Below are 26,695 nucleotides of genomic sequence, written 5' to 3' on the forward strand. Positions count from 1 at the left end.
AGCAAAATTAACGGGACCCCAGGGTCCCGTTAATTGATCTTAAGCCTGACCTCTGAGAAAGTAGCGCTCAAAACCGGAGGGAACATGGCGATTCGTTCAGCATACTGGCTCGGTCTGGGCTACTTTACCTACTTTTTTGCCTACGGCGTCTGGCTGCCTTTCTGGGGAGTCTGGCTGAAAGGCAGCGGCCTTGAGCCGGAAAAAATCGGCCTGCTTTTGGGCTGTGGCATGATTGCCCGTTTCCTTGGCAGCCTGTTGATTGCCTCCCGCGTCACTCATCCTTCCCAACTGATCACCGCGCTGCGTCTGCTGGCGATGCTGGCGCTGCTATTTGCGCTCAGCTTCTGGATAAGCGCCTTCTGGGTCTGGCTGCTGCTGGTGATGGTTGGCTTTAACCTCTTCTTCTCTCCTCTGGTTCCCCTGAGCGATGCGCTGGCGGCAACCTGGCAAAAACAGATAGGAATGCCCTACGGACCGGTGCGGCTGTGGGGTTCGCTGGCCTTTGTGATCAGCTCGGCGTTAACGGGCGTACTGGTTAGCGCTTTCTCCACCCAGGCCATTCTGGTAATGCTCTGTGCAGGGATTGTTGCCATGACGGGCGGCATGCTGCTACGGCCTTCGGTGATGCCGCTGGGGAGTGTGAAACAGAGCGGGCGGGCAGGCTGGGCCGAATGGAAACGGATGCTGAAAGAGAGTGCGGTCTGGCGGTTCCTGCTCTGCGTAACGCTGATGCAGGGCGCGCATGCGGCCTACTATGCCTTCAGCGCAATCTACTGGCAGGAAGCGGGCTACTCTGCCAGCGTGGTCGGTTATCTCTGGTCACTGGGCGTGGTGGCGGAGATCGTGGTATTTGCCTCCAGCAACCGGCTTTTCCGCCGCTGGGGAGCACGGGATCTGCTGCTGCTTTCAGGCGTGTGCGCCCTGGTACGCTGGAGCCTGATGGCTTCTACCACCGCCTTACCCTGGCTGATTGTGGCGCAGATCCTCCACTGCGGCAGCTTCACCGTTTGCCATCTGGCAGCGATGCGTTTTATCGCTGCCCGAGAAGGAGATGAGGTGATCCGCCTGCAGGCTGTCTATTCCGCACTGGCAATGGGTGGCGGAATAGCCGTAATGACCATGGTAGTCGGTGTGCTGTTCCAGCATCTGCAGGGTGACGTATTCTGGGTGATGGCACTGATAGTGGTACCAGCCTTGTTTATGCGGCCAAAAGCGGCCTGAGGGGATCACGACTCCAGCAGCAGCCGGATGCGCTGCTGCTGATGTGCCTGTAGCGGAAGTTCCGCATGGATCAACGGCGGGGAATAGAGTGGCAGGGGCGTGGCATAAGGGGTGATCACCAGCGCAGTCCCTTTGGGGGCGCTGTTGCGCTGAAATTCCTTCACGTCCAGATATTTGATGTTCAGCGGCAGCAAGGTCAGCTCTCTGAGCTGCTGTTCAACTTCCCGCTCCAGCTCAGGGTCCTTGCCGGTTAACAGCAGCACCTGCTTCTCCTGCAGGGCGCTCTCCTGCATCAGCCAGGCACCGAATATAATGGCAATGAGTCCCATCTCTTCCTGAGAGAAAGCGAGGGCATACTGCTGTTCAAACTCTGCCACCGCGGCCTGAGTAGTTCGCAGCAGCTTAGGATAGAGGCGGGTAACTTCTTCCGTCAGGCTTTGATCGATACCCACACCAAACAGCGCCCGTTCAAGCGCCTGAGAAAGATGGGTATAGAGCTGATCGCTCAGTCCCCGATCGTTGCTGAAGCGCATGCCGGAGAGCGCCTGGAAACGGTCAATCAACTGGCGGACAGCTTCCAGAAGCTGATGCTCATATTCATGGCGCACATTGCTGGCGCTGGGTACATGCATCTGGCTGAACAGCAGGGCTAAAAGACCAGTTTCGCTGCTGTGCGGGGCGGTTTTACCGCGTTTTTGCCAGTGGCGCACCACTTCCCGGGCAACCTGATGTTCAATGCGCGCTGAGAGCCACGCAAGCTGAGCCTCACTGAATGTGGCGCTGGCCTGACGACAGAGAGAGTGCTGCATAAAAAGCTGCAGGAAATAGCAATCCCGTTCGGTAAACTTGCGTGAAAGCCGCTGCGAACAGTGTTGCACCAGCGCCAGCAGGTTATGCTCGTCATAAAGCACTTTCTCTATTTGCTTCTTTCTGAGCTGCAGCTTTACCTGCGGGGCAAAATGGTCCTGCACAAAATCAGGGGCGAGCCGCAGCGCCCGGCGCAGCCAGTGAAACAGACACAGCCGCTGATCCAGTTCCGCACCGCTTATCCGGTAACCTCCTCCAGCTTCCTGTTGCAGGGCAAGCCGGTGATAGCGCTGGATTTCTGCTTCCACCTCCGCTATATCTTGCCGGGTGACCGACCCATCTACCCGATTAATCTCAGAGATTGTTTCCAGGGTTACGGTGAGATCAGGGAGATAAAGCAGTAAAAGCAAATGGCAATGACGTTGCGGACTGGAGAGGGCAGAAGGCTCGGGTGAGGGTAAGCTCATCATCTGCAATCCCGGTAAAAAGTGACATCGCTTAGCATAGCCTGCCTGACCAGCTGTCAGAGAAAAGCAGCCAGTTTTTTTTATAGCTTTCCAGCCAGATCACAGAATTTTGCCTTATCAGGAGCAGGAACTTAAATTGTTACGTTATAACCTTTCCACTAAGCTGGCGCCGACGCTATTGTTGCTGGGGCTGACACCTTTTGCCTGGGGCCATCCGCACAGCTTTATCGATATGCAAGTGACGCTGGTGCATAAAGAAGATCGTCTCACCGGCCTGAAGATGCACTGGGTGATGGATGAGATCACCTCTGCCGATCTGCTATATGATGCCGGTCAGGCAAAGCCGGATTCCGAAGTATGGAAAAAGCTGGCTGCAGAAGTGATGGCTAACGTGCTGGGCCAGCATTACTTCAGCGAGTTCTGGCACCAGGGAAAGGCGGTGAAATTTGATAACCTGCCGCCGGAATATCACCTTTCACGCCAGGGGCATCAGGCGGTGCTGGACTTTATCCTGCCGCTGGGCGAACCGCAGCCGCTTGCAGGCCAGCGCTACACCTTTTCAACTTTTGACCCAACCTACTTTGTTGATATGTATTACGACTCTGAAAAATCTTTGCACATTCCGCCTGAGCTGGCTGACCGCTGTCAGTTCGCTTTAAAAACGCCGAAACCTGACTCCTCAATGCAGGCATACGCGCTCTCACTCGATAAGGCTGACGCGCCGCCAGAGGGTATGGATCTGGGACGGCAGTTCGCGCAGACGGTAACCCTGACATGTCGGTAAACTCCTATCCCTTCCACGCCAGGCGAGGCTGGCTGCAGACCTGGCCGCTGTTTGTGATGGCGCTGGCCTTTAGTGCGGCGGGTTTTGCCGTCTGGCAGCACTGGCCGCAGATCCTGCTGCAAAGCATTCTGTGGCAAAAAACGCTGCATCAGCAAATGACCACTCTGCTTCAGCAGGTCGTCAGCCATCCACAGCAGGCGGGTCTGACGCTGATGGGCTTCAGCCTGATCTATGGCATTTTGCATGCGCTGGGGCCAGGGCATGGGAAAGTGGTGATAGCGACGTTTCTGGCCACGCATCCGACAAAAGTGAAAACCAGCCTGCAACTGACGCTGGCGGCCGCGCTGGTTCAGGGGCTGGTGGCAATTCTGCTGGTCACCGTGATGCTGGTTGTGCTGGGACTCAGCTCCCGTCAGCTGCATCTCAGCAGTTTCTGGCTGGAAAAAGCGAGCTATTTGCTGGTGGTGGGGCTGGGGCTCTGGCTTTGCTGGCGCGCCTTACGCACTATCTGGCAGGCTCTGCGTCCCTCACCGGCAATGCGGATCCGGCGCATCGTACCCAAACATCAACACAGCGAAAGCTGTGGCTGTGGGCATCAGCACGTGCCGGATAGCCAGATGCTGGATAAAGCGGTTACGGCAAAAACCAAAGCCATTGTGGTGCTGTCGATGGGGCTTCGCCCCTGTTCAGGCGCGATCATGATGCTGCTGTTTTCTAAGGTGATTGGCGTTTATGGCTGGGGAATTCTGTCGGCGCTGGCGATGGCAACCGGCACGGCGCTGACCGTATCGGCTATGGCCCTGCTGGTGCAGGTTTCCAGGGTGCTGGCGCTGAAGCTGAGCCGGGGGAGGGCGCCTGCTGGCTGGCAAAAGGTGGGCTGGTCAGGATTATCTCTGGCTGGCGGCGTGATGCTGGTCGCGACTGGCGTAATGCTGTGGCTGAGCGCGCAACCGGCAATATCCGGCGGCATCAGACCTCTGTTCTTATAACGGATTGGATGAAAACAGAAGTTACAGGCAGGAAAAGCTGGTGGTTGGGGAGATTAACCGGAGCGAAGAAAGCCGCTCCTGGTAACGTCGCCCTGTTGAGGAGACCGCCAGATAACAGCCTGTATTGCCGGCTTGAAATCTGACGTGTGCTTCCTGCCGGCAGCGGCTTAGCGCTTCAGCGCTTCGCTCAACTCTTCACGCATGGTGGCCAGCATCGCTTTTACTACGCGTGGGTTACCGGCAACGATGTTGCCAGAAGTCAGGTAACCGTGGGCACCTACAAAGTCCGTTACCAGACCGCCAGCTTCACGTACCAGCAGTTCGCCAGCCGCAAAATCCCACGGCTTCAGGCCAATTTCAAAATAGCCATCAACGCGGCCCGCTGCGACGTAGGCCAGATCCAGCGCGGCTGAACCGGTACGGCGGAAATCTGCACACTGAGTAAACAGCTTGCCTACGATGTTGATGTAAGGCGTGGCGTGCTGCTTGAGTTTGAACGGGAAGCCGGTCGCAAGAATGGTGCCGTCCAGATCGCGTGCGGTGCTGCCGCGCAGGCGATAACCGTTAAGCTGCGTGCCCTGACCACGAACCGCGCTGAACAGCTCATTGCGCATTGGATCGTAAACCACGGCGACTTCAGTGCGGCCTTTAATGCGCACGGCGATAGAGACGGAGAAGTGAGGAAGACGTTTGATGAAGTTGGTGGTGCCATCCAGTGGATCGATAACCCATTGCACATCCGGGTCTTCACCGGCTAACTCACCACTCTCTTCAGTAATAATGGTGTGTTTCGGATAGGACTTGCGAATCACCTCAATAATCTGGCGCTCGGCGTCGCGGTCAACATTGGTAACGAAGTCGTTGGTGCCTTTCTGGCTCGCTTCGACAGCGTCCGGGGTTTCATAATTCTTGGTAATTAAATTTCCGGCCTTGCGCGCAGCGCGCACGGCAATGTTGAGCATTGGATGCATCGTTATCTCTCACTGGATGTTAAAGAACGGGAAAACGGCGCGGATTATAGCAGGGAGATCGTAAAATGTCCTGAAAATATGATAGCATCCTCAAATTATCTCACAGACATGAATTCCTATGCTGCAGAACATTCGTATTGTGCTGGTGGAAACTTCTCACACCGGCAATATGGGCTCCGTCGCTCGCGCGATGAAGACCATGGGCCTGACCAACCTTTATCTGGTTAACCCTCTTGTGAAGCCTGACTCTCAGGCAATAGCGCTGGCTGCTGGTGCCAGCGATGTGATTGGCGAAGCGCATATCGTGGACACCCTCGACGAAGCGCTGACCGGCTGTAGTCTGGTGGTGGGGACCAGCGCCCGCTCCCGTTCACTGCCCTGGCCGATGCTCGATCCGCGTGAATGCGGCATCAAGAGCGTAGAGGAAGGGCAGCAGGCGCCGGTTGCGCTGGTATTTGGTCGCGAGCGTGTTGGCCTGACTAACGAAGAGCTGCAGAAGTGCCATTATCATGTGGCGATTGCCGCAAACCCGGAGTACAGCTCGCTGAACCTGGCTATGGCCGTGCAGATCATCGCTTATGAGGTGCGGATGGCGTATCTGCAGTCGCAGGAAACCGCGCAGCCAGAGTACCAGGAGTCGCCTTATCCACTGGTGGACGATCTTGAGCGCTTCTATCAGCACATGGAAAAGATGATGATTGGCAGCGGCTTTATTCGTGAAGGAAGCCCGGGCCAGGTGATGAGCAAAATGCGCCGTCTTTATACCCGGGCGCGCCCGGAACGGGATGAACTGAACATCCTGCGGGGCATGCTTTCTTCGCTGGAAAAGCCTAAAAGCGATAAGTAATGGCCTTACCGGCCGGCTAAAAATGAGTGAATAGTTGAGTAAAACACTTGGTTAAATAGTTGACTGTTTTACCAGGGTAAATACTTGACCAAATTACTCGGGAATGTCAGACTTGCCTCCATATTTTGTTAACACCCCACCAGGGTACAACCGAGGTCGTTTACGCCATGAGACTGACATCCAAAGGCCGTTATGCCGTTACTGCTATGCTTGATGTTGCACTTCACTCTCACCAGGGGCCGGTGCCATTAGCTGATATTTCAGAGCGTCAGGGCATCTCCCTCTCTTATCTGGAGCAGCTCTTCTCTCGTTTGCGTAAAAACGGCCTGGTGGCCAGCGTTCGTGGTCCGGGCGGTGGTTATCTGTTGGGTAAAGGAGCGGACGCCATTGCTGTTGGCGCGGTGATCACTGCCGTTGATGAATCGGTTGATGCGACCAAATGTCAGGGTAAAGAGGGATGTCAGGGTGGCGAACGTTGCCTGACTCACGTGCTCTGGCGCGATCTGAGCGAGCGCATCAGCGACTTCCTCAACAACATCACCCTTGCCGAGCTGGTCAACAACCAGGAGATTCTGGATGTGGCCGATCGTCAGAACAACACTGAAAAAGCGCGCGTCTCCACCGGCCGCGTGCACGAAACTATTAACGTCAATCTGCGTGCCTGATTGTCGCCTGCGGCGAACCTGCCACCTGTAGCCTGCGGGCTCAGGCGGCAGTCCCCGCCCGTGGCGGCGGAATAACGTTATAATTGGTACGCAGCGAATGACTTACATTTTGACGTATGGAGTTCAAGCGCAATGAAAGTACCGATTTACCTCGATTATGCCGCCACAACCCCTGTCGATCCTCGCGTTGCCGCCAAAATGATGGCGTGCCTGACCCTGGATGGCACCTTCGGCAATCCCGCTTCCCGTTCTCACCGTTTTGGCTGGCAGGCTGAAGAAGCGGTGGATGTTGCCCGTAACCAGGTCGCCGATCTGATCGGGGCCGATCCACGCGAAATCGTCTTTACCTCCGGCGCAACCGAATCGGATAACCTCGCTATCAAAGGGGCCGCGCACAGCCTGCGGGAGAAGGGCAACCACATCATCACCAGCCAGACCGAGCATAAAGCGGTGCTGGACACCTGCATTCAGCTTGAGCGCGAAGGGTTTGAAGTGACTTACCTTGCACCACAGAGCAACGGCGTCATTGATCTGCAACAGCTACAAGCCGCGATGCGTGAAGAGACCATTCTGGTCTCTATTATGCAGGTGAATAATGAAACCGGCGTGGTGCAGGATGTGGCCAGCATCGCTGAGCTTTGCCAGTCGCGCGGGATCGTTTTTCATATTGATGCTACCCAAAGCGTCGGCAAATTGCCGGTAGATGTCAGCACGATCCCGGTCGATCTTCTCTCTTTCTCCGCGCATAAGCTCTATGGCCCAAAAGGGATCGGCGGATTATACGTGCGCCGTAAGCCACGTATCCGGCTTGAAGCGCAGATCCACGGTGGCGGGCACGAGCGCGGAATGCGATCGGGTACGCTGCCTGTGCATCAGATTGTGGGCATGGGCGAAGCTTTTCGTATTGCGAAAGAGGAGATGCAGGGCGAAATGGCCCGGCTGGGTGAACTTCGCCTCAAACTCTGGCAGGGTCTCTCAGCTATTGAGGAAGTCTATCTCAACGGCGATCTCGCTGCCGGTGCGCCAAATATCCTCAACGTCAGCTTTAATTTTGTGGATGGCGAATCGCTGATCATGACTCTTAAGGATCTCGCTCTCTCTTCAGGATCCGCCTGTACTTCAGCCAGCCTGGAGCCTTCTTACGTGCTGCGTGCGTTGGGTATTAACGATGAGCTGGCACACAGCTCGCTGCGTTTCTCCCTGGGGCGATTCACCACGGAAGAGGAGATCGATTATGCCATTCAGCTGGTGCAGAAATCGATTAGCCGCCTGCGGGCGCTCTCCCCCGAATGGCTGGCGTTCAAATCCTCCGGGCGGGACAGCCAGGATCTTGCTGCTCACGCCTGAGCCTACTCCTTTGTAAACGAAACCTCCTGCGGGCTGAATGTTGATTCAGCCCGTTTTTCCATGATTTTTCAAAGTCTGATTAGACGAAAGCGAATAAAGGTTTATTGTAGTGACCGACCGTTTTAAGGACGGATAATCATTGAACCCTGTAAGGAGCCATGCGATGACAACCACACCGATGAAAATAACACTGTCAACGGCAGCGGCAGACGCACGCTGGGGCGAAAAAGCGACCCTGACCAGCAATGACAGCGGAATGACCATTCATCTCACCGGCAGCGATCCCCTGATTACCATTCAGCGCGCAGCACGCAAAATTGATGCCCAGGGCATTCGCCACGTTGCCCTCGATGGCGAGTGGGATTTAGAAAAAAGCTGGGCCTTCTGGCAGGGCTATCGCAGCCCGAAAGGGGAGCGTACCGTTGAGTGGGCGGCGCTGAACGAGAGCGATCGCGCAGAATTTGACCGCCGGATGAAAGTCATCAACTGGGTGCGCGATACCATCAACCTGCCAGCGGAAGACCTCAGCCCTTCGCAGCTGGCGCAGCGGGCCGTGGATTTGCTGAATGAGGCGGGTGGTGAGGCGGTGAGCTATCGCATCACCAAAGGAGATGACCTGCGTCAGCAAGGCTATATGGGACTGCACACCGTAGGCCGGGGATCAACCCGCAGCCCGGCGCTGCTGGCGCTTGATTACAACCCTACAGGGGATGAAAACGCGCCCGTCTTCGCCTGCCTGGTCGGCAAGGGGATTACTTTTGATACCGGCGGTTACAGCCTGAAGCCCAGTGGCTCAATGGATTCCATGAAATCGGACATGGGTGGCGCAGCTACACTGGCAGGCTCGCTGGCGTTAGCCATCAACCGTGGTTTAACCAAACGCGTTAAGTTATACCTCTGCTGTGCCGACAACATGGTGAGCGGCAATGCGTTCCGCCTGGGCGATATCATCAGCTATCGCAATGGCAAAACCGTTGAAGTGATGAACACCGATGCAGAAGGGCGACTGGTGCTGGCCGACGGCCTGATTGATGCCAGTGAACAAAATCCTGAACTGCTGATCGACGCTGCGACCCTGACCGGCGCGGCTAAAACTGCGCTGGGTAATGACTATCACGCGCTGTTCAGCTTTGATGATGAGCTTGCGCAGTCGTTGCTGAGCAGTGCCGGGCGTGAAAATGAGCCATTCTGGCGCCTGCCGCTGGCTGAGTTCCATCGCAGCTACCTGCCTTCAAACTTTGCCGATCTGAATAATATTGCTGCACCATCCCATACGGCTGGCGCCAGCTCAGCGGCAGCATTTCTGTCGCATTTTGTGAAAAATTATCAGAAGGGCTGGCTGCACATCGACTGCTCCGCTACCTACCGTAAAGGCGCCGTTGACCAGTGGTCAGCTGGCGCAACGGGGCTGGGCGTACGTACCGTTGCGGATATGCTGCTGAAATAAGGTCAGGCCCGGATGGCTGACAGGATCGGCTGAACAGAGTCAGGGCAGCAAACAATTTGAGGCAGCGATAAGCTGCCTGCTGAGGCGGGATCGCTCCCGCCCGCGTGATGAGCGAACTGAATAAATGAACGAATCCAACCAGCGCCTTGAAGAGGTGCTTAAACTGGCGGCAACTGAACCCGCCCACCGGCCTGAGTTTTTCACTCTGCTAATGGAGGCCAGCGTCTGGGTGCCGGGTGAAAGCCCGGAACAGGCGCAGGTGACAGCAGAGAGTGCGGTTGATCTGCAGCACTGGGAAAAAGATGACGGCACCAGCATCATTCCTTTTTTCACCTCGGTAGAGGCTCTGGAACAGGCCGTGACGGAGGAGCAGCCGTTTCTGGTGATGCCGGTGCGCACGCTGTTTGAAATGACGATGGGAGAAACACTGTTTCTTAACCCAAAACTGCCCGCCGGCAAAGAGTTCTCTCCGCGGGAAATCACCAGTCTGTTAGGGGAGGGCGCTAATGCCCTGAGCCAGCAGACCGTACTGGAAGGCGGCACCTCACTGCTGTTGTCGGAAATTGCGGAACCGCCAGCCCAGATGATCGACTCCCTGACCCAGCTGTTTGCCAAATACAAGCAGGTACGCAGAGCCTATGTTGCCCATATCAAAGAGTCTTCTGAAGAGAAGCCGAACCTGCTGATAGGCATTGAAGCCGAGAGCGATATAGAGGCGATTATTCAGGCGGCAGGCAGCGTGGCAACGGATACGGTGTTAGAGGATGAGCCGGTCGATATTTGCGAAGTAGTGGAGAATGAGAAAGGCATCAGCCACTTTTTTACCGCACACATTACGCCGTTTTATGAGCGTAAATGGGGCAGTTTCCTGCGGGAATTCAAGGTAAAAAACATCCCTTCCTGACTGAGTAAGGCGTCTCCTGCAGGGAGACGCCTTTTTCTTTGCTGTTTGCTCAGCCCGTGGCGATGGGCAGGTCATCGCGGCTTCCCCATTCACTCCAGGAGCCGTCATACAGCCTGACGTTTTCCACACCCAGTGAGGTCAGTGCCAGGATCACCACCACAGCCGTCACGCCTGAGCCGCAGCTGGTCACAATCGGCTGCGTCAGGTCAACGCCTTGCTGGCTGAAAATCTCTCTCAGGGCGGAGGCAGGCTTGAGCTCTCCGTTTTCTACCAGCATATTCCAGGGAACGTTAAGGCTCTCAGGGATGCGGCCACGATGCAGACCCGGACGAGGCTCATCCACTTCTCCCCGGAAACGGTTCGCCGCTCTGGCATCCACAATCTGCGCACCGCCCTCATGGCTGATCAACAGGACATCCGTCAGACGCTTCACCACCGTCTGGTCAAAGCGAGCTTCAAACTCTCCTTCCGGAAGCTCAACCGCGCCGCTTTCCAGCGTGAGTCCCGCTTCTTCCCAGCCTTTAAGGCCGCCCGCCAGAATCGACACCTTAGCCACGCCAAACTCGCGCAGCATCCACCAGGCACGGGGAGCCGAGAACAGATTCCCCTCATCGTAAACCACAAGATGTTTGTCGCTGTTTACGCCAAGCTCCCGCATCGCTACGGCAAAGGTTTCAGCTCTGGGTAACATATGAGGATAAGGGCTGGTGTGGTCCGACAGCGCTTCAATATCAAAGAATGGCGCGCCGGGCAGATGCTTAGCCAGATACTCAGACTGAATATTTCTCACGTTTTCCTGTCCCGGTGGCAGCATGCGCGCATCTAAAATTTGCAGATCCGGGTCTGAAAGGTGTTCAGCAAGCCACCCGACGGTGACAAAGAAGGAGGATGACATAACGGCCTCGCTTTAAGGAATGAAAAGAGATTAGGCAGTGTTAACCATCTTCTGCGCCTTCACAAGGTGTTCCTGAGCGGGCAATTGAGATTCCAGAAGAAGTTGAAGACATTCCGCAAATCTCAGCGCTTATCCGCGGCTAAACAGAATATTAATGCGGCACAGTTCTGAAAGATCGGCTGAGGGGCTATCCGTCCGTCACCGGGCCAGGTAATCTTTCGGCTGACATCCATCTACTGGCCAGAGTTGAAGTAACAGGCAAGAATTTTAATAAACCACTGCAATATTGTGGATTTTAAGATCGCGTTTTTTATCAAATTGTTGAATATCCGGTAGGCAAGGGCAGCGATGCCCCCTATAATCGGCGCCATTTTCCAGGCCGGAGAGCCTTTTCACCGGTCAAACTCGACATCAAACAGGGGTCCATATGACTATCGAACGTACTTTTTCTATCGTAAAACCGAACGCGGTGGCAAAAAACGTTATTGGTGCCATCTTCAACCGTTTTGAAAGCGCTGGCTTCAAAATCGTCGGCAGCAAAATGCTGCACCTGAGCAAAGAGCAGGCTGAAGGTTTCTACGCTGAGCACCAGGGCAAGCCGTTCTTCGACGGTCTGGTAGAGTTCATGACTTCTGGCCCGGTTGTGGTCTCTGTTCTGGAAGGCGAAAACGCCGTTCAGCGTCACCGTGACCTGATGGGAGCCACTAACCCAGCCAACGCTCTGGCAGGCACTCTGCGTGCAGATTACGCAGACAGCTTCACTGAGAACGCTACCCACGGTTCTGACTCTGCTGAGTCTGCTGCGCGCGAAATCGCCTATTTCTTCGGCGAAGGCGAAGTGTGCCCACGCACTCGCTAAGAGAATAATTGCCTGACGTGAAGCGCAGGGCGTTTACAATTTATTTCCGTGACGCACTTTAACCTGTAGCCACACGCTTGTATGATAATGCGCCCCTGACCTGAGCTTGCTCAGCAGGGGCGTTTTATCTACTTCCCATTCCCCAGAGCCATAACGTGTAATAACGAGGCCAGAGAAAATTATGTCTGAATCTATTGTGAGTCCGTCGTCCGTTGCTGTTGCCACGCCAAAAAAAGAAAAAATCAACCTGCTCGATCTTAACCGCCAGCAAATGCGCGAATTTTTCGCCAGCCTGGGCGAGAAGCCGTTCCGTGCCGATCAGGTGATGAAGTGGATCTATCACTACTGCTGTGATGATTTTGATGAAATGACGGACATCAACAAAGTTTTCCGCGGCAAGCTGAAAGAGCTGGCCGAAATCCGTGCGCCTGAAGTTGCAGAAGAGCAGCGTTCTACTGATGGCACCATTAAATGGGCGATCACCGTAGGCGGGCAGCAGGTTGAAACGGTGTACATTCCCGAAAAAGATCGTGCCACGCTCTGCGTCTCCTCCCAGGTAGGATGCGCGCTGGAGTGCAAATTCTGTTCCACTGCCCAGCAGGGCTTTAACCGCAACCTGCGCGTTTCTGAAATTATCGGCCAGGTCTGGCGTGCGGCTAAAATCATTGGCGCCTCTAAAATTACCGGCCAGCGTCCCATTACCAATGTGGTCATGATGGGCATGGGTGAGCCGCTGCTCAACCTGAATAACGTGGTGCCGGCGATGGAAATCATGCTGGATGATTTCGGCTTTGGCCTCTCCAAACGCCGCGTGACGCTCTCCACTTCAGGCGTGGTGCCTGCGCTGGACAAGCTCGGTGATATGATTGACGTCGCGTTGGCTATCTCACTGCATGCGCCAAATGACGCCATCCGTGACGAAATCGTGCCGATCAATAAGAAATACAATATTGAAACCTTTTTAGGGGCAGTGAGTCGTTATATTGCCAAATCTAACGCTAATCAGGGCCGCGTAACCATTGAGTATGTCATGCTCGATCACGTTAACGACAGCACGGATAACGCCCATGAGCTGGCCGCGCTGCTGAAAAACACGCCCTGTAAAATCAACCTGATCCCCTGGAACCCCTTCCCGGGCGCACCTTATGGCCGCAGCTCTAACAGCCGCATCGATCGCTTTTCTAAAGTGTTGATGGATTACGGTTTTACCACTATTGTGCGTAAGACGCGTGGTGATGACATTGATGCGGCCTGCGGACAGCTTGCCGGTGAAGTTATCGATCGTACCAAGCGTACGCTGCGCAAAAAAATGGCGGGTGAAGCCATTTCTGTGAAAGCGCTCTGAAACCTGAGCTTCTGCTATCACTGGCGCTGTCAGCCCTGATATGAAAGGCGTACCATAACGCTGACGACTTATCAGGAGGTAATATGGGTAAAGGATTCCCATGCTGGCTGGCCGTTATCATGCTGGCAGGCTGCGTGACAGCGCCGCAGCATAATGAACGGGTTCAGACCCGGCTTCAGTTGGGGCTTGATTATCTGTTGCTTGATAACCTGCCCGCCGCCCGACGCAATTTGCAGCAGGCGGAGGAGCTGGCGCCAAAAGATTATCGGGTACAGCTGGCGATGGCACGTTATTACCAGCGTTCGGGGGAGTGGACTGAAGCGGGCGGCCGTTATCAAAAAGCACTGCGGCTGGCGGGACAAAACCGTGATGTATTCAATAATTACGGTGCGTTTCTCTGTCGTTTAGGGCAGTATGATGCGGCTCAGCAGCAGTTCAGCAAAGCGGCTGAATTGCCTGAAATCGGCGCTCGCGCTGACGCAAGGGAGAATGCCGGATACTGTTATCTGCTGGCCGGAGAACAGGATAAGGCACGGGCCGCACTGGTCGAAGCGACAGAACACGCTGAGGACAAGGGCAGAGCACTGCTGGCAGAAGCCGAAAGGCGATTTGGAAAGCATGAGCAGGAGATAGCGCGTCTTCTGCTAGATACTTATCAACGCAACTTTGCTGCTTCGGCAGAAAGTTTGTGGTTAGAGATTCGCTTCGCCGCGCTGGCGCAGCATTCCGAAGGCGTAAAGCTTGCGGGAGAGCAGCTGGCGCGAAATTTTCCACAATCGATACAGCACCTGCATTATTTAGCTAATGAATATTGAAGCCACTCAAGATAAATCAGCAGTAAATTCAACAGGCGAGCGCCTGCGCGGTGCCCGTGAGCAAATGGGACTGACTCAGCAGAACGTTGCTGAACGCCTCTGCCTGAAACTTTCCACCGTTCGCGATATTGAAGAGGACAAGTCGCCCGCCGATCTGGCCTCGACTTTCCTGCGGGGTTATATCCGTTCTTATGCCCGTCTGGTCCATGTTCCTGAAGAGGAACTGCTGCCAATGATGGAGAAGCAGGCCCCTGTACGTGCTGCGAAAGTGGCGCCAATGCAGAGCTTTTCACTGGGCAAACGTCGTAAAAAGCGCGATGGCTGGCTGATGATTTTCACCTGGCTGGTCCTGTTTGTAGTGGTTGGGTTGACCGGCGCCTGGTGGTGGCAGAATCACAAGGCCGCGCAGGACGATCTGGTCTCAATGGCCGATCAAAACTCGGCAAGCAGTGGCGATAACAGCCAGTCGATCCCGCTGGGTGATAACAGCAGCAGTGACCCAATGTCGGCCGATAACCCGGCCGCACAAAGCGCACCTGCGGATAGCTCAGCCCAGACGCCTGTTGAAACTGCGGCTCCTTCTGCATCAGCTTCGTCGCAGGCGCCAGCCAGCAATGCTGCAACCAACAATCAGCCCGTTGCCGTTTCGCCTTCTCAGGCTCCGGTAGAGAATACGGCTAACAGCCAGATGCCAACCGGATCAGCAGGCGTAAGTGCGCCAGCTGCCGATGCTAATGCGCTGGTGATGAACTTTGATAAAGATTGCTGGCTGGAAGTCAGCGATGCCACCGGCAAAAAACTGTTCAGCGGGATGCAGCGGAGTGGTGGTAAACTCAGCCTGGCTGGTACCGCCCCCTATCGCCTGAAAATTGGTGCACCGGGTGCCGTCCATATCCAGTATCAGGGACAGCCGGTTGATCTGAGTCGTTTCATCCGGACTAATCAGGTAGCTCGCCTGTCAGTCGGTGCGCAATAACGCCTCTTTCTGGTCGCGAAGAATTGTGGAGAGAGAATATGCATAACCAGGCCCCCATTACCCGTCGCAAATCTACCCGTATTTACGTCGGCAAGGTGCCGGTAGGCGACGGAGCCCCGATCGCCGTTCAGTCAATGACCAATACGCGCACCACCGACGTGGCTGCGACGGTCAATCAAATCAAAGCGCTTGAGCGTGTCGGTGTCGATATCGTTCGCGTCTCCGTTCCTACTATGGACGCCGCAGAGGCTTTTCGTCTCATTAAACAGCAGGTGAATGTCCCGCTGGTGGCCGATATCCATTTTGACTACCGCATTGCCCTGAAAGTGGCCGAGTATGGCGTTGACTGCCTGCGCATCAACCCCGGCAACATCGGCAATGAAGAGCGTATCCGCCAGGTGGTGGATTGCGCCAGGCATTACAACATTCCTATCCGTATCGGCGTGAACGCCGGATCGCTGGAAAAAGATCTGCAGGAGAAGTTTGGCGAACCTACGCCTCAGGCTCTGCTGGAATCCGCGATGCGTCACGTCGATCATCTCGATCGTCTTAACTTCGATCAGTTTAAGGTCAGCGTTAAAGCCTCCGACGTTTTCCTTGCCGTCGAGTCTTATCGTCTGCTGGCTAAAGAGATCGATCAGCCTTTGCACCTCGGCATCACCGAAGCGGGCGGCGCCCGTGCGGGATCGGTAAAATCGGCGATCGGCCTGGGGCTGTTGCTTGCAGAAGGGATCGGCGACACGCTGCGCATCTCGCTGGCGGCAGATCCGGTGGAAGAAGTTAAGGTCGGTTTCGATATTCTGAAATCGCTGCGTATCCGTTCACGCGGGATCAACTTTATTGCCTGCCCAACCTGTTCGCGCCAGGAGTTTGACGTCATCGGCACGGTGAATGCGCTTGAGCAGCGGCTGGAAGATATTGTTACCCCAATGGATATCTCTATCATTGGCTGCGTGGTGAACGGACCGGGCGAAGCGCTGGTCTCCACGCTGGGCGTTACCGGCAGCAACAAGAAAAGCGGATTCTATGAAGATGGCGTTCGTCTGCGTGAACGTCTGGATAATGACGACATGATTGACCAGCTGGAAGCCCGTATCCGCGCGAAAGCCGCGATGATGGACGAAAGCCGCCGCATTGAAATCCAGCATTTAGAAAAATAAATCGATATTTTGGGCGGGTGTAGCGAGCAGGGATGACGAAGTATATGTTGCCCGCCTCCTCACTTATCCCGCCCCTGAGTTAAGAAGAGAAAAAAGTGGCTAAAAATATCCAGGCTATCCGCGGCATGAATGATTACCTTCCTGCGGAAACCGTTGTGTGGCAACGCATTGAGCAGATCCTCAAGCAGGTGCTGGCTGGCTACGGTTACAGCGAAATCCGCCTGCCGATTGTAGAGCAGACCCCGTTATTCAAGCGCGCTATCGGTGAAGTTACCGACGTGGTTGAGAAAGAGATGTATACCTTTGAGGACCGCAACGGTGAAAGCCTGACGCTGCGTCCGGAAGGTACCGCGGGCTGTGTGCGTGCGGGTATCGAACACGGTCTGCTGTACAATCAGGAACAGCGTCTCTGGTATGTCGGCCCGATGTTCCGCTATGAGCGTCCACAGAAAGGGCGCTATCGCCAGTTCCACCAGATGGGCGTGGAGGTCTTTGGCCTGCAGGGGCCGGACGTGGATGCGGAGCTGATCATGATGACAGCTCGCTGGTGGAAAGCGTTGGGCATTGCAGAGCACGTTAATCTGGAACTGAACTCTATCGGATCGCTGGAAGCGCGTGCAGCGTACCGCGAGGCGCTGATCGCCTTCCTGGAGCAGCATCAGGATGTGCTGGATGATGATTGCAAACGCCGCATGTACACCAACCCACTGCGTGTACTCGACAGTAAAAACCCCGATATTCAGGCTCTGCTTAACTCAGCGCCTGAACTGAGCGATTACCTGGATGAGGAGTCGCGTGAGCACTTTGCTGGCCTTTGCCAGCTGCTGGATGCGGCAGGCATTGCCTACACCGTCAACCAGCGTCTGGTGCGCGGCCTGGATTACTATAACCGCACCGTCTTTGAATGGGTCACCTCCAGCCTGGGTTCACAGGGAACCGTGTGTGGCGGTGGACGTTATGACGGTCTGGTAGAGCAGCTTGGCGGGCGTGCCACGCCAGCGGTAGGTTTTGCGATGGGGCTTGAGCGCCTGGTGCTGCTGGTGCAGGCCGTTAACCCGGAATTTGAACCGACTCGCATTGTCGATGTCTATGTTATCGCTTCAGGGCAGGGCGTGCAGTCCGCCGCCATGCTGCTGGCTGAGCAAATTCGTGATGCGGATCCCTCACTGAAGCTGATGACCAACTTTGGCGGCGGCAACTTCAAGAAGCAGTTTGCCCGGGCAGATAAATGGGGCGCCCGTGTGGCCCTGATGCTGGGTGAAGATGAAGTGGCTAAAGGCGAAGTGACGATCAAAGATTTACGTAATGGCGAGCAACAAACGCTGGCACAGCGTGAGGCTGCAGCAACGCTTGCAGCAATGTTGAAGTAGGCCAGTCGCGTTTTAAAGGAGAAGGTTTGCGTGGAAGTTTATAGCAATGAAAACGAACAGGTAGATGCGTTACGCGGCTTTTTTGCCCAAAACGGTAAGGCATTGGTTATCGGCGTGATTATCGGCATCGGTGCCCTGGCCGGCTGGCGCTACTGGAGCAGCCATGAAGATGGCAGCAGTCGTCAGGCCTCTGCAACCTATCAGCAGATCTCCAGTGCACTTGATACCAGCAAGCCTGAAACGCTGGATGCCGCCGCCAAATTTGCCAGCGAAAACAGCAATACCTACGGTGCGCTCGCCTCTCTGGATCTGGCTAAACGCTATGTTGACGGCAACCAGCTGGACAAAGCCGCAAGCCAGCTGCAAAGCGGCCTGAAAGATACCCAGGACGCAAATCTGCAGGCGGTATTAAATCTGCGTCTGGCGCGTATTCAGCTTGAGCAGAAAAAACCGGATGACGCGGTAAAAACGCTCGACCAGATCAAAGGTGACGGCTGGACGGCGATCGTTGCCGACGTACGCGGTGAAGCCCTGCTCAGCAAGGGTGATGCGAAAGGCGCGCGTGATGCCTGGAGTAAAGGCATTGCCTCTGACGCGTCTCCGGCGCTGAAAGAGATGCTGCAGATGAAAATGAATAATTTACCCGGTTAAGCACACCCGCGGTATAAATTTGCCTCAACAGGCTCAAGAGGGATTTCATGGAATTGCGTAAGATACTTCTGCCGGGACTGATTTCAGTCACACTACTCAGCGGATGTTCATGGTTCAGCGGCGAAGAAGACGTGGTCAAAATGTCGCCGTTACCTAAAGTTGAAAATCAGTTTAACCCGGAAAAAGTCTGGAGCACCTCAGTAGGGGATGGCGTAGGTGATTACTACTCCAACCTGCATCCGGCCTGGGCAGAGAGTACCGTCTATGCGGCCGATCGCCATGGCATCGTGAAAGCACTGAATGCGGGCGACGGTAAAGAGCAGTGGAAAGTGGACCTGTCGGAAAAAACCGGTTTCTTCTCCAGCAACCGTCCGGCGCTGATCTCCGGCGGCGTAACCGTTGATGGCGGACATCTCTATCTGGGCAGCGAACGTGCGCAGGTTTATGCGCTGAACACCAGCGACGGTTCCGTAGCCTGGCAGACCAAAGCGGCCGGAGAAGTGCTCTCCCGTCCGGTTGTCAGCGACGGCCTGGTGCTGGTTCATACCAGCAACGGCATGCTGCAGGGGCTGGATCAGACCAGCGGTGTGGTGAAGTGGTCCGTTAACCTGGACGTGCCGGCACTCTCTCTGCGCGGTGAATCTGCTCCAACCGCTGCTTTCGGCGCGGCTATTGTGGGTGGTGATAACGGACGCGTAAGCGCCGTAATGATGAACCAGGGTCAGATTATCTGGCAGCAGCGTATTTCTCAGCCGAGCGGCGCAACCGAAATCGATCGCCTCTCTGATGTGGATACCACGCCAGTTGTGGTCAACGGCGTGGTCTACGCGCTGGCCTATAACGGCAACCTGACGGCGATGGATCTGCGTTCAGGCCAGATCATGTGGAAGCGTGAAATCGGCTCCGTACATGACATGATCGTTGACGGTGGCCGCATCTACCTGATCGATCAGGATGACCGTGTGATCGCGCTGAGCACCGAAGGCGGTGTAACCGTGTGGCGTCAGAGCGATCTGCTGCACCGCAATCTGACTTCACCAGTGCTCTATAATGGCTATCTGGTAGTGGGTGATGGCGAAGGTTATCTGCACTGGCTCAACACCGATGACGGACGTTTTGTTGCCCAGCAGGAAGTGGACAGCTCCGGCTTCCAGACTGAACCTGTTGTGGCCAGTGATAAGTTGTTAATTCAGGCAAAAGGCGGCGAAGTTTACGCGTTCACGCGCTAACTCTCTCCACCCTGAACTTGTCTGCAACGGCTCCTGATTCGTCAGGGGCCGTTTCGTTTTTCTCCGGGCGTGGTATTCTTACGCCTTCAGCCAGTGTGTGCATCGCGGTTTTGCTTGTGCACATCCGGCACTTAATTTTGTAATGAGGCTTCAATATGGTACCTGTGGTCGCGCTGGTCGGGCGTCCCAATGTGGGAAAATCCACCCTGTTTAACCGTTTAACGCGCACGCGAGATGCGCTGGTGGCGGATTTTCCTGGGCTAACGCGTGACCGCAAGTATGGTCGTGCTGAAGTGGAAGGGCAGGAGTTTATCTGCATCGATACCGGCGGTATTGATGGCAACGAAGAGGGCGTGGAAACACGCATGGCCGAGCAGTCACTGTTGGCGATTGAAGAAGCTGACGTGGTGCTGTTTATGGTTGATGCCCGTGCGGGCCTGATGCCAGCCGATAAGGCCATTGCCCAGCACCTGCGTTCGCGTCAGAAACCCACTTTCATTGTCGCCAACAAAACCGACGGAATGGATCCTGATGCTGCCGTTGTCGATTTCTATTCGCTGGGATTAGGCGATATCCACGCTATCGCCGCTTCTCACGGACGTGGCGTAACCAGCCTGCTGGAAACGGTACTGCTCCCCTATATGGATGAGGTTGTTGAAGCCGCGCCGCTGACGGAAGAAGAGGAGAACGCCGCTTACTGGGCCGATCTGGAAGCCGCAGAGAAGGATGAGCAGGAAGCCGCCGAAGCGGAAGAAGATTTTAACCCGCTGGATCTGCCGATCAAGCTGGCGATTGTAGGTCGACCAAACGTCGGTAAATCAACGCTGACTAACCGCATTCTTGGTGAAGATCGTGTGGTGGTGTATGACATGCCCGGCACCACGCGCGACAGTATCTATATTCCGATGGAGCGCGATGGTCGCGAATATATCCTGATTGATACGGCTGGCGTGCGTAAGCGCGGCAAAATCACTGAAACTGTAGAGAAATTCTCGGTTATCAAGACGCTGCAGGCGATTGAAGACGCTAACGTCGTAATGCTGGTTATCGATGCCCATGAAGGGATTTCCGATCAGGATCTCTCCCTGCTTGGGTTTATCCTTAACAGCGGACGTTCGCTGGTGATCGTGGTCAATAAATGGGATGGCCTGTCACAGGAAGTGCGTGACGAAGTGAAAGAGACGCTGGACTTCCGTCTGGGCTTTATCGACTTTGCCCGCATTCACTTTATCTCTGCCCTGCATGGCAGCGGCGTGGGTAACCTGTTTGAGTCAGTCACAGAAGCTTATGACTGTTCAACGCGCCGCGTCAGCACCTCTCTGCTGACCCGTATCATGAATATGGCAGCCGACGATCACCAGCCGCCGCTGGTACGTGGCCGCCGCGTGAAGTTGAAATATGCTCATGCGGGTGGCTATAACCCACCGATAGTGGTTATTCATGGTAACCAGGTGAAAGACCTGGCGGATTCCTACAAGCGCTACCTGATGAACTACTTCCGCCGCTCGCTGGAAGTGATGGGAACGCCAATCCGCATCCAGTTCAAAGAAGGGGATAACCCTTATGAAGGGAAGCGTAACCTGCTGACACCAAACCAGCAGCGCAAACGTAAACGTTTGATGAGTCATTTAAAGAAAAACAAACGTTAATCCGCAAGGGGGCCTGATGGTCCCCTTTGTTTTATGTCAGCTATCCGGGAGAGTAACATGAGCCAACCCTGTCCTTTGTGCCACCAGCCCCTGACGTCACTGGCAACGCACTTTCATTGTGCGGAATGTAGCCACGATTTTGCGAAGCAGGCCATTTGTCCCGACTGCAGGCAACCTGTTCAGATCCTGAAAGCCTGCGGCGCCGTGGACTATTTTTGCCCTGCAGGACATGGCCTGATTTCAAAAAAGCGAATAGAGTTTGTGCCATTATCAGAAACTTTATGAGTGTTGATATTTCCACGCCTGCGATTAATCTTTCATCACTGCTTTTTTTTTAGCCGCCCGGCACTACTCTTATTAAGTTACCTGCTGTTTAGTTATCTTATTTCCACTGGAAAGTCAGCTCTCTCTCTATAAATAAAACCCTACGGTATTTGCCGCTATTGGTTTCTCACTATTAATAAAGATAAACAATTCTTTTAAGTAATGATTTCTGATGGTTTTTATCGCGCGGAATGGCGTTTGCAAAAAACGGCGAAAGAATGAGGTTTGTTAACTTTCTGTTTATTTATTTATGAACCACGTGGTACAATTTTTTGGTTAACCTGGGTTGCCACACCGCCGCATGGCGCGGCAGCCGTGGCTTTGGTTGACAGTGGACGGGATAAGCCCGTAGCGAATTGTTAATGAATTTAGTGTCTAAAGATAATTTTCCTCTCCCTCCGTTACCCGCCAACCCTGGCAAAAGTGGTAGAGAACCAGAGCGAAGATTGTGCTGAAGCCCTAGTCAGTCAGGAGTATTTTTACCATGTCTCAAATGAATGCCCGGCCCTCGAAAGGGCTGAGCCTGTGGTGCGTCGTGCTGGGGTTAGTCTTACTGGCAACCGGCCTTTTCTTTGTGATTGCTGGTGGAAAACTGGTTTCACTGGGCGGGAGCTGGTATTTCGTCATTGCCGGTCTCTTCACCGTGCTTTCTGCTATTCAGTTCTTCCGCCGTAAATCCTCAGCCGTACTGATTTTTGCCCTGGTGTTTATTGGTTCGGCAATCTGGGCGCTACAGGAAGTCGGGATTGATTTCTGGCCGCTGGTATCCCGTCTGATGACCCTTGCCGGGCTGCTGCTGCTGGCGCTGATCACGCTGCCTGCGCTGCGTAAGCGTGAAGGCAAACCCTCTGCGGCTAAACCGGTCTGGGCAATTTCTGCCCTGTTAGCTGTGGGCATGGTGGCTACCCTGGTGGGCATGTTCCAGCCGCATCCTGTAGTGGCTAACGGCGAGGAACTGCCGCTGAAGCCGGTTGATAAAGCCTCCGAGCAGAAAAACTGGGACAACTACGGTAATACGCCTGGCGGCAGCCGTTTTGTTGCGCTGGACCAGATCACCCGCGATAACGTGAAAGATCTGAAAGTAGCCTGGACTTTCCATACGGGCGATATACCAGAAAGCCCTACCGGGAATGGTGCTGAAGATCAGCAGACGCCGTTGCAAATCGGCGATGTGCTTTATCTCTGTACGCCACATAACAATGTCATAGCGGTTAATGCCGATACCGGTAAAGAGATCTGGAAGCGTGAAGTTAATGCCCAGGCAGAAGTCTGGAACCGCTGCCGCGGACTGGCTTATTTCGACGCGACGAAACCGCTGACTCAGCCCACTGCGCCTGATTCAACGCCGGTGACCGCGGTTTCACTGCCTGCGGGTGATACCTGCCAGCGTCGCCTGCTGATGAACACCATTGATGCGCGCCTGATCGCCGTTAACGCCGACAATGGCGAACTCTGTCAGAGCTTTGGCAACAAAGGCGTGGTCGATCTGAAAGCGGGTCTGGGTGATGCTCAGGATCCTAAATATCAGCTGACCTCTGCGCCAACCCTGGCGGGAACTACCGTAGTGGTAGGGGGCCGTGTTGCCGATAATGTTCAGACTGATATGCCAGGCGGTGTACTGCGTGGTTTCGATGTGATCACCGGTGAGGTGCGCTGGGCATTCGATGCCGGTAACGAAGATCCGAACTACAAGTTGAAAGCAGGTGAGCATTACACCCGCAGTACGCCAAACTCCTGGGCTCCAATGTCCTATGACCCGGCGATGAATACGGTATTCCTGCCAATGGGAAGCTCATCAGTAGACCTGTGGGGCGCTAACCGTACGCCGTTAGATCATAAATATGGGGCTTCTATTCTGGCTCTTGATGCCACCACCGGTAAAGAAAAGTGGGTTTACCAGACCGTTCATAACGACCTGTGGGACTTTGATATCCCTATGCAGCCGAGCCTGATCGATTTCCCACAAAAAGCGGGCGGTACTAAACCTGCCGTGGTATTTGGTACCAAAGCGGGTCAGGTCTATGTACTGGATCGTATGACCGGTAAGCCGCTGACGGAAGTTAAAGAATTTCCTGTTAAAAAAGGGAATATTCCGGGCGAAGGCTATCCTGATACTCAGCCTAAATCAGTGGGCATGCCGCAGATTGGCGCGGAAACGCTGAAAGAGTCTGATATGTGGGGCGCCACGCCATTCGATCAGCTTGTGTGCCGCATTGCTTTCAAATCAATGCGTTATGATGGACTGTATACCGTTCCGGGCACCGATAAATCGCTGAGCTTCCCGGGTTCACTGGGTGGCATGAACTGGGGCAGCCTCTCTACTGACCCTAACAACGATCTGATCTTTGTAAACGATATGCGTCTGGGCCTCTGGGTACAGATGATCCCGGCTAACACGGGCGCTATCGCTCGTGGCAGCAATGGCGGCGAAGCAATCAACACCGGTATGGGTGCTGTGCCGTTGAAAGGGACGCCTTATGCGGTGAATAAGAACCGCTTTATGTCGCCGCTGGGCATTCCTTGCCAGAAACCGCCATTTGGCACGCTTTCAGCTATTAACCTGAAAACGCAGAAGCTGGTGTGGCAGGTTCCGCTGGGCACCGTGCAGGATACCGGTCCGTTTGGTATTAAGATGCACGCGCAGATGCCAATTGGTATGCCGTCACTGGGTGGTTCACTGGCCACGCAGGGTGGGCTGGTGTTTATCGCCGGTACGCAGGACTACTATCTGCGTGCATTCGATACCGCAACCGGTAAAGAGGTGTGGAAAGCCCGTCTGCCAGTCGGTAGCCAGGGCGGCCCTATCAGCTATAAGTCGCCGAAAACAGGTAAGCAGTACATCCTGATCTCTGCGGGCGGTGCGCGTCAGTCACCAGATCGCGGTGATTATGTGATCGCCTACGCACTGGACAAGTAAGCGCGTAAAAGCATAACGCTGAACAAAGTCTCTTCATGAGCGCAACTGCACCCCAAAAGTTGGATACCCAACTGAGTAAGGTGCAGTTTTTTATGGCCAGCTAAAAGGTTCCAGCTATGAAGCCACCTGTCAGGACTTCATACGGCTCTGCGGTTTAATATGCAGATAAGGTCGATATTAATCTTAATTTTTAAATTAGTGTGTCGGCGGCGGAAGGGTTATTACGTAATACTGGTTTCTAAATGTTTTAGGTTTTTTCTACTTGTTTTACAGGGATGTATATCAATAATTGCCTGGTATTTACAGGGTTTGCTTTTTTAGATCTGTTAATGTCTGTCACGGATGACGTCGAGCATGGAATGCAACTTAATATCCCATAGCAATAAATATTTTCTGCTGTCTGTTTTTTCAGTTCTGGCGTTTTCTGCCAACGTCCCCTCTCTCTGTGCCGCCCCGGGCGATGAGCAATTTATTCTTCAGCAGCAGCGTCAGCAGGCGCTGCAAGAGCAACTGACTCCCCCCGTTCCCGATGTACGCTTATCCGCACCCACGACGGCTTCCGGAAAAATTACTTTCCCCCTCGAAACGCCCTGTTTCAGAATTAATCATGTGACGCTGAGAGGCCAGGCGGCGCTGCCGCACTGGTTGCCGCTGCAAAAGCTGGCGGATCGGGCGGTGGGAAAATGCCTCGGTAGTCGGGGGATTAACCTGCTGATGAGTTCGCTGCAGAACCGGATTATTTATCACGGCTGGACAACTACCCGCGTACTCGCTCCCGCGCAGGATTTGAAAAGCGGAGATCTGCAACTGGCGATACTGCCCGGTAAAATTCGCCACGTGGTCATGACGCCGCAGAGCAGCCGCTGGTTCTGGCCCTACAGCGCTTTTCCCGCCCATGACGGCAATCTGCTTGATTTGCGTGATATTGAACAGGGGCTGGAGAACCTGCAGCGCCTGCCAACCGTTCAGGCAGAGATGGAAATTGTTCCGGCGGAACAGCCGGGCGAGAGCGATATTGTGATTTCCCGCCAGCAGAGCAAGTTCTGGCGCCTTGGTCTGTCGCTGGATGATTCCGGCACCGTTGCCACCGGACGCTACCAGGGCGGGGTGACGCTCTCCCTTGATAATCCGTTGGCGCTCAGCGATCTCTTCTGGTTTTCGCTAACCCACGACTTACAGCCCGGCGGGGAGAAGAGCAACCAGAACCTCAGCGCCTGGTGGTCTGTACCGGTGGGGTGGTGGTCGCTCTCACTGACCGGCAGCGACTATCACTATCATCAGACGGTTGCTGGCCTGACGGAAGATTACCGTTATGCGGGCAAAAGCCAGAGCCTGGGTGCCCAGCTCAGCCGGGTGCTGCACCGTAGCAGCGCGCAAAAAACCACCCTGACGTATGACGTGCAAACCCGCACCACCCGCAACTATATCAACGATACCGAAGTGGAAGTGCAGCGTCGCCACGTCTCCTCGTGGAAGGCGGGGCTTCAGCACCGGCACTTTATTGGCCCGGCGACGCTGGATGCGGGGCTCAGCTATCAGCGCGGCACCCGATGGTTTGGCGCGCAACCTGCGCCGGAAGAGTTGTTTGATGAAGGCACGGCGCTCGGCCGCATTCTGCGTACCGATGCCCGCCTGAGCCTGCCGTTTGCGCTGGCCGGAGAAAACTTCCGCTATGACGTGGCCTGGCAGCGCCAGACCAGTACTACGCCGTTAACCACCCAGGATCAGTTTTCAATTGGTGGCCGCTGGACGGTACGGGGTTTTGACGGTGAGCGAACCCTCAACGCCGATCGTGGCTGGACAGTGCGCAACGATTTATCCTGGCGGCTACCGCTGCCGGGAAGCGAGTTTTACCTGGCCGCCGATTACGGCGAAGTGGCCGGTAAGGGTACGGAATATCTGGTGGGTAATCATCTGGCTGGCGGTGCGGCAGGGCTGCGCGGCAACATCTGGAAGGTCAGCTATGACCTCTTTGCTGGCGTACCCTTTTCCAGACCGGAAGGGTTCAAAACCAGCCCGGCCACTTTTGGCTTCAGTCTGAATATGGATATCTGAC

General features: G+C 54.9%; 23 protein-coding genes. 20 read left to right on the forward strand and 3 right to left on the reverse strand.

The features are described from left to right. The first annotated feature begins 84 nt into the window (after nt 1–84). On the forward strand, nt 85–1,221 hold the full coding sequence (locus Q3V30_RS05560; RefSeq protein ID WP_306211271.1) for a 3-phenylpropionate MFS transporter: 1,137 nt from the start codon (nt 85–87) through the stop codon (nt 1,219–1,221). Nucleotides 1,222–1,226: 5 nt separating this feature from the next. On the opposite strand, the gene csiE is transcribed toward Q3V30_RS05560, so the two are convergent. Further along, nucleotides 1,227–2,495 carry a stationary phase inducible protein CsiE gene (gene csiE, locus Q3V30_RS05565; protein WP_428979251.1) on the reverse strand — a complete coding sequence of 423 codons (1,269 nt, stop codon included), beginning with the start codon at nt 2,493–2,495 and terminating at the stop codon, nt 1,227–1,229. Between the two features lie 136 nt (nt 2,496–2,631). On the opposite strand from csiE, the gene Q3V30_RS05570 reads away from it, so the two are divergent. Next, nucleotides 2,632–3,279, forward strand: a complete 648-nt coding sequence (locus tag Q3V30_RS05570) for a DUF1007 family protein (protein ID WP_428979240.1) — start codon at nt 2,632–2,634, stop codon at nt 3,277–3,279. Further along, a complete protein-coding gene (locus Q3V30_RS05575) occupies nt 3,270–4,268 on the forward strand; it encodes a nickel/cobalt transporter (RefSeq protein WP_306211275.1) in 999 nt (332 codons plus the stop codon). The genes Q3V30_RS05570 and Q3V30_RS05575 overlap by 10 nt, the downstream gene beginning before the upstream one ends. 167 nt (nt 4,269–4,435) lie before the next feature. On the opposite strand, the gene suhB is transcribed toward Q3V30_RS05575, so the two are convergent. Continuing rightward, entirely contained in the window at nt 4,436–5,239 is an 804-nt protein-coding gene (gene suhB, locus Q3V30_RS05580; RefSeq protein WP_306211277.1) for an inositol-1-monophosphatase, read from the reverse strand. A 118-nt stretch (nt 5,240–5,357) separates the two neighbouring features. On the opposite strand from suhB, the gene trmJ reads away from it, so the two are divergent. The 5 genes from trmJ (at nt 5,358) to sseB (ending at nt 10,449) form a co-directional block, all read left to right on the forward strand. After that, nucleotides 5,358–6,086: a tRNA (cytosine(32)/uridine(32)-2'-O)-methyltransferase TrmJ gene (trmJ, locus tag Q3V30_RS05585; RefSeq protein ID WP_306211279.1), complete on the forward strand. Its 729-nt coding sequence runs from the start codon at nt 5,358–5,360 to the stop codon at nt 6,084–6,086. Nucleotides 6,087–6,253: 167 nt separating this feature from the next. Next, nucleotides 6,254–6,751, forward strand: a complete 498-nt coding sequence (gene iscR, locus Q3V30_RS05590) for a Fe-S cluster assembly transcriptional regulator IscR (RefSeq protein WP_306211281.1) — start codon at nt 6,254–6,256, stop codon at nt 6,749–6,751. Between the two features lie 132 nt (nt 6,752–6,883). After that, complete coding sequence (locus tag Q3V30_RS05595; RefSeq protein ID WP_306211282.1) at nt 6,884–8,098, forward strand: IscS subfamily cysteine desulfurase; 1,215 nt, start codon at nt 6,884–6,886, stop codon at nt 8,096–8,098. A 163-nt stretch (nt 8,099–8,261) separates the two neighbouring features. Further along, nucleotides 8,262–9,545 carry an aminopeptidase PepB gene (gene pepB, locus Q3V30_RS05600; protein WP_306211285.1) on the forward strand — a complete coding sequence of 428 codons (1,284 nt, stop codon included), beginning with the start codon at nt 8,262–8,264 and terminating at the stop codon, nt 9,543–9,545. 124 nt (nt 9,546–9,669) lie between these two features. Continuing rightward, nucleotides 9,670–10,449, forward strand: coding sequence for an enhanced serine sensitivity protein SseB (gene sseB / locus Q3V30_RS05605; RefSeq protein WP_306211287.1), 780 nt, complete (start codon nt 9,670–9,672; stop codon nt 10,447–10,449). A gap of 49 nt (nt 10,450–10,498) precedes the next feature. Here the strand turns inward: sseB and sseA are convergent, their stop codons facing one another. Continuing rightward, nucleotides 10,499–11,344 (reverse strand): 3-mercaptopyruvate sulfurtransferase, encoded by an 846-nt coding sequence (sseA, locus tag Q3V30_RS05610; RefSeq protein ID WP_306211289.1) that lies wholly within the window; start codon nt 11,342–11,344, stop codon nt 10,499–10,501. A gap of 427 nt (nt 11,345–11,771) precedes the next feature. Between sseA and ndk the strand changes: the two genes are divergently transcribed. From ndk to Q3V30_RS05670, 12 genes are all read left to right on the forward strand, one after another. After that, nucleotides 11,772–12,203 carry a nucleoside-diphosphate kinase gene (gene ndk, locus Q3V30_RS05615; protein ID WP_013203396.1) on the forward strand — a complete coding sequence of 144 codons (432 nt, stop codon included), beginning with the start codon at nt 11,772–11,774 and terminating at the stop codon, nt 12,201–12,203. A 181-nt stretch (nt 12,204–12,384) separates the two neighbouring features. Further along, on the forward strand, nt 12,385–13,548 hold the full coding sequence (gene rlmN / locus Q3V30_RS05620) for a dual-specificity RNA methyltransferase RlmN (RefSeq protein ID WP_306211293.1): 1,164 nt from the start codon (nt 12,385–12,387) through the stop codon (nt 13,546–13,548). Between the two features lie 83 nt (nt 13,549–13,631). Then, nucleotides 13,632–14,363: a type IV pilus biogenesis/stability protein PilW gene (gene pilW, locus Q3V30_RS05625; RefSeq protein ID WP_306211295.1), complete on the forward strand. Its 732-nt coding sequence runs from the start codon at nt 13,632–13,634 to the stop codon at nt 14,361–14,363. Then, nucleotides 14,353–15,339 (forward strand): cytoskeleton protein RodZ, encoded by a 987-nt coding sequence (gene rodZ, locus Q3V30_RS05630; RefSeq protein ID WP_306211297.1) that lies wholly within the window; start codon nt 14,353–14,355, stop codon nt 15,337–15,339. The genes pilW and rodZ overlap by 11 nt, the downstream gene beginning before the upstream one ends. A 38-nt stretch (nt 15,340–15,377) precedes the next feature. After that, nucleotides 15,378–16,499, forward strand: a complete 1,122-nt coding sequence (gene ispG, locus Q3V30_RS05635) for a flavodoxin-dependent (E)-4-hydroxy-3-methylbut-2-enyl-diphosphate synthase (RefSeq protein ID WP_306211299.1) — start codon at nt 15,378–15,380, stop codon at nt 16,497–16,499. Nucleotides 16,500–16,594: 95 nt separating this feature from the next. Next, complete coding sequence (hisS, locus tag Q3V30_RS05640) at nt 16,595–17,869, forward strand: histidine--tRNA ligase (RefSeq protein WP_306211301.1); 1,275 nt, start codon at nt 16,595–16,597, stop codon at nt 17,867–17,869. 30 nt (nt 17,870–17,899) lie between these two features. After that, entirely contained in the window at nt 17,900–18,520 is a 621-nt protein-coding gene (locus Q3V30_RS05645; protein WP_306211303.1) for a YfgM family protein, read from the forward strand. A gap of 47 nt (nt 18,521–18,567) precedes the next feature. Then, nucleotides 18,568–19,749, forward strand: a complete 1,182-nt coding sequence (gene bamB / locus Q3V30_RS05650; protein ID WP_306211305.1) for an outer membrane protein assembly factor BamB — start codon at nt 18,568–18,570, stop codon at nt 19,747–19,749. A 155-nt stretch (nt 19,750–19,904) separates the two neighbouring features. Beyond that, a complete protein-coding gene (der, locus tag Q3V30_RS05655; protein WP_306211307.1) occupies nt 19,905–21,398 on the forward strand; it encodes a ribosome biogenesis GTPase Der in 1,494 nt (497 codons plus the stop codon). 57 nt (nt 21,399–21,455) lie between these two features. After that, on the forward strand, nt 21,456–21,683 hold the full coding sequence (locus tag Q3V30_RS05660; protein WP_306211309.1) for a zinc ribbon domain-containing protein: 228 nt from the start codon (nt 21,456–21,458) through the stop codon (nt 21,681–21,683). Between the two features lie 523 nt (nt 21,684–22,206). Beyond that, nucleotides 22,207–24,639 carry a glucose/quinate/shikimate family membrane-bound PQQ-dependent dehydrogenase gene (locus Q3V30_RS05665; protein WP_306211311.1) on the forward strand — a complete coding sequence of 811 codons (2,433 nt, stop codon included), beginning with the start codon at nt 22,207–22,209 and terminating at the stop codon, nt 24,637–24,639. Nucleotides 24,640–24,993: 354 nt separating this feature from the next. Then, complete coding sequence (locus tag Q3V30_RS05670; RefSeq protein WP_306211313.1) at nt 24,994–26,694, forward strand: ShlB/FhaC/HecB family hemolysin secretion/activation protein; 1,701 nt, start codon at nt 24,994–24,996, stop codon at nt 26,692–26,694. Nucleotide 26,695 lies beyond the last annotated feature (1 nt).

Origin of the sequence: Erwinia pyri (assembly GCF_030758455.1) — a bacterium.
Taxonomy (GTDB): Bacteria; Pseudomonadota; Gammaproteobacteria; order Enterobacterales; family Enterobacteriaceae; genus Erwinia; species Erwinia pyri.